Below are 13,098 nucleotides of genomic sequence, written 5' to 3'. Positions count from 1 at the left end.
AGACAATCTAAAAACACCTCGACGCCTTTTTATCGGCGGTTACGATCGCTTCTCGTGCGATTGTTCTCGCATGGTCTTGGTTGCCGGCTTGGAATTCCTCCATCGATTGGCTGAGGTTCCTACTACTCTCCATATAGGCAGGTAACAGACATCTCATACCGTCTACGACCGGGACTAGATGTGGAAGCTGCTTTCCACGGCGTTGTGCTTTATCGAAGGCCTCTACGGCTGACTCAAAATCCGCATAGGATTCTTCGTAGGCAGTCGCAGCACCAGTATACTCCTCTCTTTCTAATTCGGTGTTTCCAGTATCGAACCTCCGGATTCCTCGAACAGTCCTGTTTAAACCTTCATAGGCGAACTTCGTCCAACGACAGATTTCGACGAGGTGGGCTTGGGACGTCCTTATCGAATTTGGATCAAATTCGTCTATAGATAGTCGAGACCGATCAGTTGCTTCTACTGTCTCTCCGATTCGATCTACGTTCCTACGAAGGTCGACGACAAATTGTTGTGCATTCTGAATAGCATTTGTTGCCCAGTCGTAGTCCTCCTGGTTTACTCTTCGATGAAAAACGAGACCGGCTGCAATGACTTGATGTACTATTCCGCGCTGCCTAGCAAGCAGTTTTGCTAATTCCGTACTATCAATGAGAGTCTCAATTCGGGGACTATCTCTGTCAGATGAACTTCGGCTCTCCAGTCCCTCCAGAATCCTATCTGCATCTGTGAATAGTTGTTTCTGATCAAAATCGTTCTCAAAAGCCTTTACTCGAAATACGAACTCGTTGTCTTCGACAATTGGTAGGGCAGATAGTCGTTCGTAGAGTGCGCTGATGTCTTCTAAGATTCCTACGATATCATCTTCGACACTACCTTCACTCGTTACAGTTGATGTCGTACTAATCGGGGTCCGTTCCTTCTCAGACGCACCACTTTGACTGGTCCCACAACCGGACATCGTAGCCGTTGCTAAAATCGAGGCTTCTGCTAGGAAAGTCCGCCTATCGAGTTTGGAACGGGTGTCAGATGGTCTATCCGTCATCGTGCGAATGTCGCCCCACTTCTACTCGGTGAATACGCTTGATTATCTGTCCTATCGTTGGCATCACTGGTGGAGGATTCCGGTAAAGAAATCCCCTCAGTGCCTTTCTGGGCACTGGATTTGAGCCGATCTATTCCGCCGGACAGCAGATCAGTTCTCGAAGAAATAGATCCTTCTTCGGTTTCTTGACTCCGAGTGTCAGAAGAACTCGAAGATTTGCTGCTGGAAGTCTCCTGATTATCACCAGTCTCATCCAAAACCCCACTAACCGCATCATTAATACTCTCCACCGACGATTCCGCCTTATCGACGGTTCTGTCTACTATCCCTTCTTCTTCTTGCTGGATTACAATCGTCACTTCCGCTACTTCGCCTTCTTCAAGATCTGTAGGGTTCGTCCCTACAACTCTCTCCCCACCAGTTAACCCATACTCCGAATATGCACCACTACGAGTTGGTGAATACACGTTCGATGTCTTCCCACTGTTTTCTAGCTCAGCTACCTTCTGTCCACATTCGCGAGGTATAGTATCACTTCCATCAATCTCACATCGTACGGTCTTCTGCTCTTGACCGAAAAGAATTCTTGAGCCCTTTGAAATAGCAGAACCGATTGATTTCTCCCAGATACCCTGCTCCCAGTGAGCGTTCTGCCCATCGTCTAACCCAAATTCTTCTGCAGTCCTACCCATATAGCTAGAACCAGTATCAGTCAACCCTGCAAACTGCCGGGATTCGTAGCCCTCAGTCATGTAGCGAACTTCGTAAGGTGCTGGATTTGGCTCCTCGTCCGCGGTACCGGTCGGCGTCTCCGGTGAATCGATATCAAGACAGATGACGGAATCACACTCTTCATCCTCGGGTTGAGGTGGCGAATCCGGTACACCCGCGGATTCCGATTGTGGCTGGACATACAACTGGTCGTACGCTGTCCGCCCGTTCGTGTCCCGAACGACGACCTGGACACGGTGTGTCTCCGCGTCCTGGAAGGCCAGCGAGAGTTCGCTCTGGTCGGTCGACCCGTCCAGCGACCGAACGGCGACGATCTCGTCCTCGACAGCCCAGGCGATCTCTTCGAGCTCAGCGTCGGGGCTCTCGGCACTGGCAGTATACGTCACCGGCTGGCCGGGGCCGGGGTTGCGCTGTCCAGAGAGTGCCACGTCGGGCCCGGCATCCTCGACGTAGACGTACAGACTGTCCGTGCTTCGGGTTCCGTCGGGTCCAGCGACCGTGAGCGTCACCTCGTACCGACCGACTGTTGAAGGCGTGAACTGCGATCGTTCACAGTCGTGACAGTCGGGCTCAATCGTCCTGCCGTCGGGCGTCCTGATTCGCCACTCGTAGTCGGAGAGGGGCCCGTCCGGGTGGTTCGAACCGGTTCCGTCGAGGTGGACGACGGTATCGACGGTCACCGACTGGTCGAGTCCGGCGTCGGCCATCGGACCGCTCGCAGCGGAGGAGACACCGATGAACGCGCCGAACAGCGTCAGAGAGGCGACGAGTATCGAGAGTCGAAACATCTGCTCGTGCGGTATTGACCGCGTTACTCGGTATAAAATTTATTCACTTGCGTAATTACTGTAGTTACTTATCGTCAAGCGATATTGGACGCAGTGTTTAGTACGTAGCGGGCTCACAGCGGGACATCTTGGGGGAGAGCGAGCACGCGGATTCTCGGCGGGTACGGGTCGTGGGGACGGGGCCGTCGTCGCGACCCGTGGTGGAGGGAATCACGACGGCGGAGGTCGAGGCCGTCGACTCAGTCGCGACGCTGACGCCGGCGACCGTGGATGCGGTGGTGGTCGTCGCGCCGGCCATCGACGTCGCTGCCTCGACGGCAGTCCAGCGGATCCGTCGCGTCCACGGGCGGACGCCGGTCGTGGTCGCGACCGACGAGATACCGGCCACGAGGGCCGACGCCGTCGTGCCGATGGACGCCGACGCGGTCGGTCGGACGGTCCGGCAGGTACTCGACGACGAACGGATCGAACGGACCCGGCGGCGGGTGGGGCGTGTCGTCCAGCTCGCGGCGGACCTGGACGAGAGCGACGACGAGGGATCCGTCTGCGAACGGCTGGCCGACGGCGTGGGCTACGATACGGCCTGGCTGGTCCGTCGCGAGGACGACTCTATCGTCCCTGTCGCTGCGGCTGGTATCCCGCTCGGTGCACTCGGGACAGTCCCGGTCGACGCGGAGGACCCCTGGGCACGTGCTCTCCGTTCGGGGGAGTCGGTCGTCGAATCCGGGAACCTCAGCACGGTCGCCGTACCCTTCGAGGACCGCTGTCTGATCTGCACCTCCGATTCCGCGGTCGGGGCGGCCGAGGTGCGCGCCGTCGAGCACGTCGTCCGGTCGACGCCCGCCATGAGTGGGTCATTACAACCGCGGTACGCACTCCTCGGGAAGGCCATCGCTCACGAGGTGAACAACCAGCTCGACGTCGCGATGGTCCACCTTGACCTCGCCGAGGACGGGGACGACCACCTCGGACACGTCGAGGCGGCGCTGGAGCGTATCGACGCGGTCATCGACGAGGTGAACGCGCTCGTGGCCCCGGAACTCTCCGTCGACGAGGTGTCGCTACGCGACGTATCGGTCGAGGTCTGGAGCGGCGTCTCGACGGCCGACGCGAGTCTCGAGGGCACCGACGCGAGGGTCGAGGCCGACGACCGGTTGCTGCGGCTGTTGCTCTCGAACCTGTTCCGGAATGCGATCCAACACGGCGGCGACGAGGTCACCGTACAGGTCGGGCCGCTGGACGGAGGCGGCTTCTACGTCGCGGACGACGGCTCCGGCTTCGCCGACGGAATCGGCGAGCAACTCTTCGAGTGGGGCTGGTCGGACGACGGCGGCACCGGCATCGGACTGGCGCTCGTGTCGCTGGTCGCCGACCGCCACGGCTGGGACGTCACCCACAGCGGCGCAGAGGGTGCGCGATTCGAGTTCAGGCCCTGAGCGCCCGGGCTATTCGATGCGCTGGTGGCGTGCGAACCGTTAGCTCTCGGGGGGACACCCGAACGTTTTATCGGCGACGTCCCGGTAGCACGCCCATGGACACGGCCGAGCGGACCGAACTCGTCACGCGATTCACCGAGGAGGTCGTCGAGGAAGCCGAGGTCGAGGCGCTGTTCGAGGAACGCGACGCCCCGACCGCCTACATCGGCTACGCGCCGACCGGCGAGATGCACATCGGCCACTTCACTACGATGCGGAAGCTGGCGGACTTCGTCGAGGCCGGCCTCGACGTGACGGTCCTCGTCGCGGACCTCCACGCCCACCTCGACGACGCGAAGTCCCCCTTCGAGCTGCTGGAGGCTCGCTCGGCGTACTACGAGGCGGCCATCGTCGGGATGATCGAGGCGGCGGGCGCCGACCCCGAGGCGATCTCCTTCGTCCGCGGGACCGAGTTCCAGCTGGAGGAGCCCTACACCCTGGAGCTCTACCGCATGCTCGCCGAGACGACCCTCTCGCGTGCCCAGCGCGCCGGCAGCGAGGTCGTCCGGCAGTCCGAGAACCCGAAGCTCGGCGGGCTCGTCTACACGCTGATGCAGGCCCTCGACGTCGCCGCCCTCGAGGCCGACGTCGCCTACGGCGGCATCGACCAGCGCGGCATCTACATGCTCGCCCGCGAGCAGCTGCCGGACCGCGGCTACGACAAGCCGGTCTGCGTCTTCGCGCCGCTGTTATCCGGGCTGACGGGCGGGAAGATGTCCGCCTCCGAGGAGTCCTCGAAGGTCAACCTCGCTGACGACGACGACGCCATCGCGGAGAAAATCGAGGGGGCCTACTGCCCCGCCGGCGAGGTCGAGGACAACGGCGTCCTCGAGTACCTCCGGTTCCTCGTCTTCCCGGTCCTCGAGGAGCGCGGCGCGGAGTTCGTCGTCGAACGGCCCGAGGAGTACGGCGGCGACCTCGTCTACGACGACTACGAGACGCTCGAGGAGGACTTCGTCTCCGGCGAACTCCACCCGGCGGACCTCAAGCCGGCGGCGGCGGCAGCTATCTCGGACGTGGTCGACCCCGTCCGAGAGCGGCTGCTCGCCGAGCCGGAACTGCTCGAGGAGGCGTACCCGGAGAAGTACGACTGATCGAGAGCATACGCGAGGCGCGCGAAGCGCGCCGAGCGTTTCACCGGCGGCGACCGAAGGGAGCCGCCGGAGAGGGTTTTCCCCAAGTTTTTGCGACCGAGTGGTTCCGTGCCTGCGGCGCGGAACCCGAGAGAGTAAAAAGTGGGCGTCTACTCGCAGATCCACTCGTCGGCCCACTCCTCGATCTCGTCGAAGACCGGACAGAGCGACCGACCCTTGTCGGTCAGCGAGTAGTAGGTCGCGACGGGGGCGTCCTCCTCGAGGCGCCGCTCGACGAACCCGGTCTCCTGGAGGTCGTCGAGGACGCGGGAGAGGGTCCTCGCGTTGGCGTCCGTCGACCGCTTCAGCTCGTTGAACCGCTTCTCGCCGTCCTGGAGGTCGTGCAGGACGAGCAACCGCCACTTCGAGCCGATCTGCTCCATCGACTCCACGACGGGACAGACCGACTCGACCTGCTGGGGGACGTTCGACATACCCCCGCATTGCACAGCATCGGATAAATATCCATCACGTGGCTCGGGGGTCGGACCATTCGACGTCGCACCGACCGTGGTAACCAGTAGGTTGCGTGACCGTCTCGTAACATCGGCGTTACCCGGTGACACCAGTGTTCGCGAACTGATATAACAGTTCCATCCCGTACCTGATTGTGTGATGTTACTGGAAATTCGGTCCGACGCGATCGACGTTCGAACGACCCGGCCGACGGAGGGGCGGTGATGTTCGAGAGCGCGGGCGCGGGCGTGGCGTTCCTCCTCGCTCGAGTGCTCTTCGGGGGGGTCCTGGCGTTCATGGGGATCAACCACTTCCTCAACGTCGACGAGATGACCGGCTACGCCGAATTCAAGGGGCTTCCGGCGCCGAGAGCGTCGGTCCTGTTTAGCGGCGGCTTACTCGCCTTCGGCGGACTCTCCGTCGTCGCCGGGGTCCTGCCGGCGGTCGGCGCGGCCGCGCTGGCCGTATTCCTCCTCGCGTCGGCGGTCACGATGCACGACTTCTGGAACCTCGAGGGCGAGGACGCCCAGAACGAGATGACGGCGTTCCTGAAGAACCTCTTCGGGGCCGGCGGCGCTCTGGCGTTCTTCGCGCTCGCGGGCGCGACGTGGCCGTACGCGGTCAACCTGGGACTGTAACCGGGACCGTTGCTGAACTGACCATCCGTTTGGTGTGGACGAACGTGCAGTTACTGACGGAAATACCTCGAAACGGCCTCTATAACGAGTAGCATCCCTGACGAACGAAGGGGCACTACTATATTGGTTGCCGGTAGAGGTCCGAATATGACCCACACCTGCCGCAACTGTAAACGCACGTTCACGAGCGAACTCGAGTACGAACTCCACCGGGACACCTGCTCCTCGGAGGCCCTCATCTGCGGGAGCTGCGGCGACCAGTTCCCCGAACGACGCGCGACGAAGGACGGCTGGCACTACGCCTGCCCGAACGACGACTGCGACGGCGAGGGCCTCGGCGAGGACCTCCACTCCGTCGGCGACTTCCGCGTCGCGACGAAGACACGATAACCCGGCTCGCTCGACGATACCCGTTCGTTTTTCGGTCGGCACCGCACCCGCAGCCGGGCGTATAGCTCTCGGTTCGCATCTCGGCGGCCTCGCCGTCCTCGCCGTCGGGTTCGCCGCAGTCTTCAACCACTGAATCGGCGGCGTCGACGCCGCGTCGCTCGGGTAGCTTTTTGGCCGGGCCGGGCGACGGTCGGCCATGGAGTACACCACGCTCGGTTCGACCGGCATCGAGGTCTCGCGGCTCTGCCTCGGCTGCATGAGCTTCGGCGACTCGGAGTGGCGCGAGTGGGTCCGCGGCGAGGAGTTCGGCCACGAACTCGTCGAGCGCGCGGTCGACCTCGGCATCAACTTCTTCGACACCGCCAACATGTACTCGCGCGGCGAGAGCGAGCGCATCCTCGGGGACGCCCTGGAGGGCCGCCGCCAGGAGTCCGTCGTCGCCACGAAGGTCTACTTCCAGATGCGCGAGGACGACCCGAACTCGGGCGGCCTCTCGCGGAAGACCGTCGAGCAGGAGCTCGACGACTCCCTCGACCGCCTCGGCATGGATACGGTCGACCTCTACCAGATCCACCGCTGGGACTACGACACGCCGATCGAGCAGACGCTTCGGGCCATGACCGACGCCGTCCACCGGGGGAAGATCCGCCACCTCGGCGCCTCCTCGATGTGGGCCCACCAGCTCGCGGAGTCTCTACGCGTCAGCGAGCGCGAGGGGCTGGAGCGCTTCGAGACGATGCAGAACCACTACAACCTCGCCTACCGGGAGGAGGAGCGCGAGACGCTGCCGCTCTGCGAGAAGGAAGGCCTCGGCGTCGTCCCGTGGAGCCCGATGGCCCGCGGCTACCTCACGCGGCCACACGAGGAGTACATGTCGACGAAGCGCGCGGAGACCGACGACCACGCCCAGGAGCATCCCTACGCCGACAACGGGGGCCGGGAGATCAACGAGCGCGTCCAGGAACTGGCCGAGGACCGCGGCGTGAAGATGGCCCAGATCGCACTCTCGTGGTTGCTCCACAAGGACTGGGTCGACGCGCCCATCGTCGGCGCCTCGAAGATCGAGCACCTCGAAGACGCCGTCGAGGCCCTGGAGATCGACCTCTCCGACAGCGACGTGGAGTACCTCGAGGAGCCCTACGAGCCGGTGCCGGTCTCCGGCCACCAGTAAGCGGCTTCGAAACCTCTCGGACGCCTCCTATTTCCGGCGGTAGAACAGCATCGCGACGCCGGCGAACGCCGCGAGCGCGACGAGGCCGCCGAAGCCGTCGCCGGTGCCGGGGGTCGGCGTCTGGACCCGGTGGTCCTGCCAGGATGCCTCTTCGCCCGTGGCGGCCGACTGTGAACCGGCGTTCGACCCGCCGTCGCTCCCCGAACCCGACGCCGTGGTCGCCGCGGGCGTCGCCGTATCGGCGCCAGCCTCGGCGGTCGAGGCCGCTCCGTCGGCCGTCCGGTCACCGGTTCCCGCCTCGGTCGATCCCTCGTCGGTCGAATCGTTCTCCTGATTGCCGTCCCGCGTTTGGTCGGTCCCGCCGTCGGAACCGTCGCCGCTCTCGGTCGTCGGCTCGTCGGGGGTCGCCGTGGGCTCCGGCTCGGACGGCGGCGGGCCGAGTTCCTCGCGGGCCTCCTGTTCGTCCTCGCAGTCGCAGATCCAGAAGTAGTGGGACTCGCCGCTTACCGTCTTCCGCTCGCCGCTCTCGGTCACGCCCGTGGTGCTCCCGCTGATCTGGTACCAGCCCGGTTCGTCCGGGTTGTCGATGCAGGAGGCGACGGAGACCACCGCGTCGCCGTCGTTCAGGTGGACCGTCGAGCCGAAGTCGTCCTCACCGTTGAACTCGACCTCGAAGACGTCCTCGCCGGCCGAGAACGTCTTGGTGTTGTCCGTCAGTTCCTCGTCGGTCTCGTAGCCGTCGTGGGTGTTGCCGCGGTCGATGCCGAACACCTCGCTCTGGCTGGGCCCGCACCCCGCCCAGCTCCCCTCCTCGTAGACCGCCTTCAGGGACTCGAGGGTCCGGTAGTCGACGCCGGCCTGCCCGACGACGACCTGGCCGTACTTCACGTCCGTGGCGCCGGGGCTCCGATCGCTCATCGGTTCGACGGTATAGTCGGCGTCCGGTGCGCCGTGACCGGCGGTGACGACACCCGTGCCGAGGGCGACGGCGCCTGCGACGCCCGACAGCGTCACGGCCGCGGCGAGCGAGGCGAAGAGGACGGCTCGTCGAACAGTCATCTGGTTACCTGCATATACGTGCTCCGCCGGTAACCCTTAACGCCTGCTATCGGCGGTTCCTTGACGTGCGTCCCGACCGGGGGAGGTAAATAGTCCGACGACCAACCGCCGGCAAATGCGGTACGTCAAGGTCTCGCTCATCCCCACGGAGGGCGACGTCGACCCCGTCGGCGACGAGATCGCGGCGGAGCCGTCCCTGCAGCGCGAGGCCATCCTCCACATCAACCGCCTCAACGACGGGACCGTCGTCCTGCTGACCCGGCTCCGGGGCGACGCCGACGCGCTCGACGGGATCCTCGGCAGCCGGGAAGATGTGCTCTCCTACAACGTCTCGCCGCTCCGCGACGGGATGCAGGCGTACCTCCACGCCGAGCCCACGCCGACCGCCGCGGCGCTGCTCGACCTCACCCAGGAACACGAGTTCGTCCTCGACACCCCCATCGAGTACGGGCCCGACGGCATCCGTGTGGCCGTCATCGGGGAGGAGGAGACGGTCCGGCAGGCCATCGAGGACGTCCCGGAGGAGATTCGCGTCGAACTCGAGCAGCTCTCCGACTACGACCCCGAGCTCCGGGAGCTATCCTCGATGCTCACCGACAGACAGCGGGAGATCCTCGATACGGCAGCCGACCTCGGCTACTACGAGGTCCCGCGGCGGGCGACCCACCAGGACATCGCCGACGAACTCGACCTCTCGACGACCACCGTCGGCGAGCACCTCCGCAAGATCGAGGCGCGGATGCTCTCGGAGATCGCTCACTGATCGGTCGCCGGCTCCACCGACGCCTCGACCGCGGCGTCGGTATTCGGTTCGTCGGCCCCGCCGTCGCTGACCCGACTCGTCAGGTAGCCGGTCGCCATCCCGACCAGCCCGGCCGGCAGACTCACCTGGACGACGAGGGTGACCAGTCCGGCGGGGTCGAGCGGGCTCCCACCGCCACCGCCGCCCCCGCTCATCGGTCCGGTGCCGTACTCGGAGAGGACGGCGAACGTGAAGAACAGCGCGAGGCCGACGTAGAGGTAGAAGCCGACGAAGCTGCCGGCGCCGGAGACGATTCCCGCCGCCAGCTCCCGGTCCGGCATCGCCTGTCCGATGCCGATGCCGGCGACGCCCGCGGCCACCGGTCCGACGCCGTAGGTGAAGAAGATGGCCACGAGGAACATCATCCCGACCTGGATGGAGTCCAAGGGCGGGTCGCCGGGGTCGACGAACTGTTCGATGAAGAATCCGAGCGTGAAGTTGGCGGCCAGTCCGACGCCGGCGCCGAGCGCGGCGAAGGCGCCGACCACCGCGAGCGCGTAGACGTGTGCTGGTCGACTCATTGGCGTACGTTTACCAACTGTCTTCACGTATCTGTCGATACTGCCGCCCTACGCCGGCCCATTATTACGAGCCGGAGGCACTCGACGGCGTCGTCGCCCACTCCTCCGCGGTTCTCGCTCGCTCCGAACCGCGCTACCTGATGACCGACTCGGCGACGCGCCGGACGGTCTCGTACTCCTCGTCGCTGTAGGCGATGAACCGCACGTCCTCGAGCGACGTCGGCTCGTACTCGGCGACGGTCTCGGCGATGATCCAGGCGCCCTCCTCGAGGTCGAACCCGGCGACGCCGCAGCCGAGCGCCGGGAGGACGAGCGACTCGCAGCCGCGTTCGTCGGCGGCCGCGAGCGCGTTGTGGGTCGCCTCCCGGATGCTCTCGGCGGTCGCCTGGCCGTCGCCGTAGTGAGGCATCGCCGCCGCGTGGATCACGTACTCGGCGTCGAGGTCGTAGGCGTTGGTGACTGCCGTCTCCCCGAGGTCGACCGGCCCCTTCGAGACGGCCGCCTCGTCGAGCTGCTCGCCGCCGCCCCGTCTGAGCGCGCCGGCGACACCCGACCCCATCTGCAGGCTGGTCCCGGCGGCGTTGACGAGTACGTCCGCCGACTGTGCCGCGATGTCGCCCTGGACGACGCGGAACTCCATATCGGGGCGTACGGCCGGTCGGCGAAAAAAAGGTCGGCCCGGTCGCCAGCCCCCTGCAGACACGGGTTTCTTTATACGAAGCGTTCGCAACGCCACTCGATGGACGATACGGACGCGGACCGGGCCGGCGAGGGCCCGTTCGACCGGGTGCTGACGCCCGCGGTGCGCCCGGTCGACGACGGCCCGGACCGGGAGGTCCCCGACGTCGAGGAACTGATCGGCCCCAGACGGACGCTCGAACCGGAGGTCCAGGCGGTCTGGGCGCTGCAGTCGGGGATCACGGCCGCCGTCCTCGGGATCATCGCCGGCATCGCGTTCGCGTTCCTCCCCGTCGGCGGCGCGTGGGTCGGCGCCGCGGTCTTCACCGTCCTGTTCGTCGTGGGCATCGTCTTCTCCGTGCTCCGCTACCGGACCTGGTCCTACGAGGTCCGCGAGGACTCGCTGTACCTCGAACGCGGCGTCGTGACGCGCGTGCGGACCGTCGTCCCGTACGTCCGCATCCAGCACGTCGACGCGAGCCGCGGCCCCCTAGAGCGGGTGTTCGGGCTGGCGACGACGGTCGTCTACACGGCCGGGTCCCGCGGTGCGGACGTCTCGATCCCCGGGCTGACCCCGGAGCGCTCCACCGACCTGCAGACCCGGCTGAAGCAACTCGCCATCGCCTCGGAGGGCGAAGACGCGGTATAATGAAGCTCGACCCGCTCTCGATCCCCTACCGGGCCGGCGAGGCGGTCGTCAGGCTGGCGTGGATCGCCTTCTTCCTCGCCATCGGCTCCACCGGCGTCGGCGGGACGACGGGCGCCGGCACGCTCGTCGTCGCCTACTTCGTCGTCATGCTGGGCTACCAGCTGGTCTACTACCAGCGGTTCGACTACGAACTCACCGACGACACCCTCGACATCGAGTCCGGCGTCGTCTCCCGCCGGAACCGCGAGATTCCGATCCGCCGGGTCCAGAACGTCGACATCAGCCGGAACGTCGTCCAGCGGGTGCTCGGCATCGCCCAGATCAATCTGGAGACGGCGGGGGGCTCCTCGACGGAGGCCTCGCTGAAGTACGTCAGCGTCGAGGAGGCCGAACGCCTCCAGTCGGAGATCGGGCGCCTGAAGCGCGGCGACGAGGCCGTCGACGCGGCCGGCGAGCCGACCGGCGAACCCGCGACCGAGGAGCTGTTCGCCATCACGCCGAAGGAACTCGTCCTCCTGGGCGTCGTCGGCATCGACCTCCGTCTGCTCTCCTTCGTGACGGTGCTGCTGCCGGTCGTGTCGCCGTCGCTGCAGGAGCGGTTCGCCGACCCGCTGGTCGGGCTCGCGGTGACCGCGCCGCTGGCCGCCGTCGCCATCGTCGCGGTCACGGCCGTCGTCAGCGGCCTGCTGGCAGTGACGAACTACTACGGCTTCCGGCTGTCGCGGTCGAGCGACGACCTCCACTACGAGCGGGGCCTCCTCCAGCGGTTCAGCGGCACCATCCCGCTGGGGAAGGTCCAGTCGCTGGCTGTCTCCGAGAACGTCATCGCCCGGCGGCTGGGGTACGCCTCGCTGGCCGTCGAGACCGCGGGCTACGCGCCGGGCGACGCGGGCTCGCAGTCCGCCGTCCCGCTGGCCGACCGCGACCGGGTGTTCGCCCTCGCGCAGTCGGTCGAGGCGTTCCAGGACGTCTCCTTCGAGCGCCCGCCGAAGCGGGCCCGCGAGCGCTACGCCGTCCGATACGGGATCGTCGCCCTGGTGGCGGTCGGCGCCGCCTTCGCCGTCGACCGGTTCACCGGGCTGACGTTCGCGTGGTACGTCACACTCGCGCTGCTGGCGCTGGCGCCGGTCGCCGCCCACCTCAAGTGGCTGAACCTCGGGTACGACCTCCAGCCGGAGTACGTCGTCCTCCGGGAGGGGTTCTGGACCCGGACGATCACCGTCGTGCCGTACTATCGGGTGCAGACGGTCGTCGACTCCCGGACCGTCTTCCAGCGCCGCCGCCGGCTCGCGACCCTCGTGGTCGACACGGCCGGCTCCAGCGGGCTAACCGGGCGGCAGCCGCGAGCCCTCGACATCGACGAGGAGCGAGCGGCGGAACTCCGCGAGACAGTCGCCGACCGGCTGCAGGCCGCCCTGGTCGAGCGCCGCGCGGACCGGCGCCGCGAGCGCCTCCGGTCGATGGCGGCCGACGCCTCCGAAGAGGACCTCACATCGAAGGTCTGAGCCGCGACCCCGGGCGAGTTCAGCGCCGGAAGGGGCCACTACGCTTATTGTCCGGT

The 13,098-nt window shown here is 65.6% G+C and carries 14 protein-coding genes; 8 read left to right on the top strand and 6 right to left on the bottom strand.

The genetic code is table 11. The features are described from left to right. Positions 1-7: 7 nt before the first annotated feature. Both HWV07_RS02255 and HWV07_RS02250 read right to left on the bottom strand, forming a co-directional pair. On the bottom strand, positions 8-1,045 hold the full coding sequence (locus HWV07_RS02255; protein WP_178332742.1) for a hypothetical protein: 1,038 nt from the start codon (positions 1,043-1,045) through the stop codon (positions 8-10). After that, positions 1,042-2,565, bottom strand: coding sequence for a PKD domain-containing protein (locus HWV07_RS02250; RefSeq protein WP_178332741.1), 1,524 nt, complete (start codon positions 2,563-2,565; stop codon positions 1,042-1,044). The genes HWV07_RS02255 and HWV07_RS02250 overlap by 4 nt, the downstream gene beginning before the upstream one ends. Positions 2,566-2,762: 197 nt before the next feature. Between HWV07_RS02250 and HWV07_RS02245 the strand changes: the two genes are divergently transcribed. Together HWV07_RS02245 and HWV07_RS02240 are read left to right on the top strand one after the other, a co-directional pair. Beyond that, complete coding sequence (locus HWV07_RS02245; RefSeq protein WP_178332740.1) at positions 2,763-4,001, top strand: sensor histidine kinase; 1,239 nt, start codon at positions 2,763-2,765, stop codon at positions 3,999-4,001. A 95-nt stretch (positions 4,002-4,096) separates the two neighbouring features. Next, positions 4,097-5,134, top strand: a complete 1,038-nt coding sequence (locus HWV07_RS02240) for a tyrosine--tRNA ligase (RefSeq protein ID WP_178332739.1) — start codon at positions 4,097-4,099, stop codon at positions 5,132-5,134. 149 nt (positions 5,135-5,283) lie between these two features. Here the strand turns inward: HWV07_RS02240 and HWV07_RS02235 are convergent, their stop codons facing one another. After that, positions 5,284-5,607: a winged helix-turn-helix transcriptional regulator gene (locus HWV07_RS02235; RefSeq protein ID WP_178332738.1), complete on the bottom strand. Its 324-nt coding sequence runs from the start codon at positions 5,605-5,607 to the stop codon at positions 5,284-5,286. 246 nt (positions 5,608-5,853) lie between these two features. Between HWV07_RS02235 and HWV07_RS02230 the strand changes: the two genes are divergently transcribed. The 3 genes from HWV07_RS02230 to HWV07_RS02220 all read left to right on the top strand — a co-directional run bounded on the left by HWV07_RS02230 (position 5,854) and on the right by HWV07_RS02220 (position 7,828). Next, the gene (locus HWV07_RS02230) at positions 5,854-6,267 is read left to right on the top strand and encodes a DoxX family protein (protein ID WP_178332737.1); all 414 of its coding nucleotides are present in this window, start codon (positions 5,854-5,856) and stop codon (positions 6,265-6,267) included. Between the two features lie 147 nt (positions 6,268-6,414). Next, the gene (locus tag HWV07_RS02225) at positions 6,415-6,657 is read left to right on the top strand and encodes an HVO_2901 family zinc finger protein (protein ID WP_178332736.1); all 243 of its coding nucleotides are present in this window, start codon (positions 6,415-6,417) and stop codon (positions 6,655-6,657) included. Between the two features lie 196 nt (positions 6,658-6,853). Beyond that, complete coding sequence (locus tag HWV07_RS02220; protein WP_178332735.1) at positions 6,854-7,828, top strand: aldo/keto reductase; 975 nt, start codon at positions 6,854-6,856, stop codon at positions 7,826-7,828. Between the two features lie 27 nt (positions 7,829-7,855). Here the strand turns inward: HWV07_RS02220 and HWV07_RS02215 are convergent, their stop codons facing one another. Then, complete coding sequence (locus tag HWV07_RS02215) at positions 7,856-8,887, bottom strand: hypothetical protein (RefSeq protein ID WP_178332734.1); 1,032 nt, start codon at positions 8,885-8,887, stop codon at positions 7,856-7,858. A gap of 115 nt (positions 8,888-9,002) precedes the next feature. Here HWV07_RS02215 and HWV07_RS02210 point away from each other — a divergent pair, with 115 nt between their 5' ends. Beyond that, entirely contained in the window at positions 9,003-9,650 is a 648-nt protein-coding gene (locus HWV07_RS02210; RefSeq protein ID WP_178332733.1) for a helix-turn-helix domain-containing protein, read from the top strand. Here HWV07_RS02210 and HWV07_RS02205 read toward each other — a convergent pair. Further along, positions 9,644-10,210, bottom strand: a complete 567-nt coding sequence (locus tag HWV07_RS02205) for a hypothetical protein (protein ID WP_178332732.1) — start codon at positions 10,208-10,210, stop codon at positions 9,644-9,646. The genes HWV07_RS02210 and HWV07_RS02205 overlap by 7 nt on opposite strands. 133 nt (positions 10,211-10,343) lie before the next feature. Then, the gene (locus HWV07_RS02200; protein WP_178332731.1) at positions 10,344-10,850 is read right to left on the bottom strand and encodes a macro domain-containing protein; all 507 of its coding nucleotides are present in this window, start codon (positions 10,848-10,850) and stop codon (positions 10,344-10,346) included. Between the two features lie 276 nt (positions 10,851-11,126). On the opposite strand from HWV07_RS02200, the gene HWV07_RS02195 reads away from it, so the two are divergent. Together HWV07_RS02195 and HWV07_RS02190 are read left to right on the top strand one after the other, a co-directional pair. Beyond that, a complete protein-coding gene (locus tag HWV07_RS02195) occupies positions 11,127-11,537 on the top strand; it encodes a PH domain-containing protein (protein WP_425487813.1) in 411 nt (136 codons plus the stop codon). After that, positions 11,537-13,042: a PH domain-containing protein gene (locus tag HWV07_RS02190; RefSeq protein ID WP_178332729.1), complete on the top strand. Its 1,506-nt coding sequence runs from the start codon at positions 11,537-11,539 to the stop codon at positions 13,040-13,042. The genes HWV07_RS02195 and HWV07_RS02190 overlap by 1 nt, the downstream gene beginning before the upstream one ends. Positions 13,043-13,098: the final 56 nt, after the last annotated feature.

Origin of the sequence: Natronomonas salina (assembly GCF_013391105.1) — an archaeon.
Lineage (GTDB): Archaea > Halobacteriota > Halobacteria > Halobacteriales > Haloarculaceae > Natronomonas > Natronomonas salina.
Note: the sequence above shows the minus strand (reverse complement) of the source record. Positions and strands in the feature narration are given on the sequence as shown.

Coding starts and splice junctions, on each gene's coding strand:
- HWV07_RS02215 (WP_178332734.1), bottom strand. CDS start 8,887: ATGACTGTTCGACGAGCCGTCCTCTTCGCCTCGCTCGCCGCGGCCGTG.
- HWV07_RS02235 (WP_178332738.1), bottom strand. CDS start 5,607: ATGTCGAACGTCCCCCAGCAGGTCGAGTCGGTCTGTCCCGTCGTGGAG.
- HWV07_RS02230 (WP_178332737.1), top strand. CDS start 5,854: ATGTTCGAGAGCGCGGGCGCGGGCGTGGCGTTCCTCCTCGCTCGAGTG.
- HWV07_RS02255 (WP_178332742.1), bottom strand. CDS start 1,045: ATGACGGATAGACCATCTGACACCCGTTCCAAACTCGATAGGCGGACT.
- HWV07_RS02220 (WP_178332735.1), top strand. CDS start 6,854: ATGGAGTACACCACGCTCGGTTCGACCGGCATCGAGGTCTCGCGGCTC.
- HWV07_RS02210 (WP_178332733.1), top strand. CDS start 9,003: ATGCGGTACGTCAAGGTCTCGCTCATCCCCACGGAGGGCGACGTCGAC.
- HWV07_RS02250 (WP_178332741.1), bottom strand. CDS start 2,565: ATGTTTCGACTCTCGATACTCGTCGCCTCTCTGACGCTGTTCGGCGCG.
- HWV07_RS02190 (WP_178332729.1), top strand. CDS start 11,537: ATGAAGCTCGACCCGCTCTCGATCCCCTACCGGGCCGGCGAGGCGGTC.
- HWV07_RS02200 (WP_178332731.1), bottom strand. CDS start 10,850: ATGGAGTTCCGCGTCGTCCAGGGCGACATCGCGGCACAGTCGGCGGAC.
- HWV07_RS02205 (WP_178332732.1), bottom strand. CDS start 10,210: ATGAGTCGACCAGCACACGTCTACGCGCTCGCGGTGGTCGGCGCCTTC.
- HWV07_RS02240 (WP_178332739.1), top strand. CDS start 4,097: ATGGACACGGCCGAGCGGACCGAACTCGTCACGCGATTCACCGAGGAG.
- HWV07_RS02225 (WP_178332736.1), top strand. CDS start 6,415: ATGACCCACACCTGCCGCAACTGTAAACGCACGTTCACGAGCGAACTC.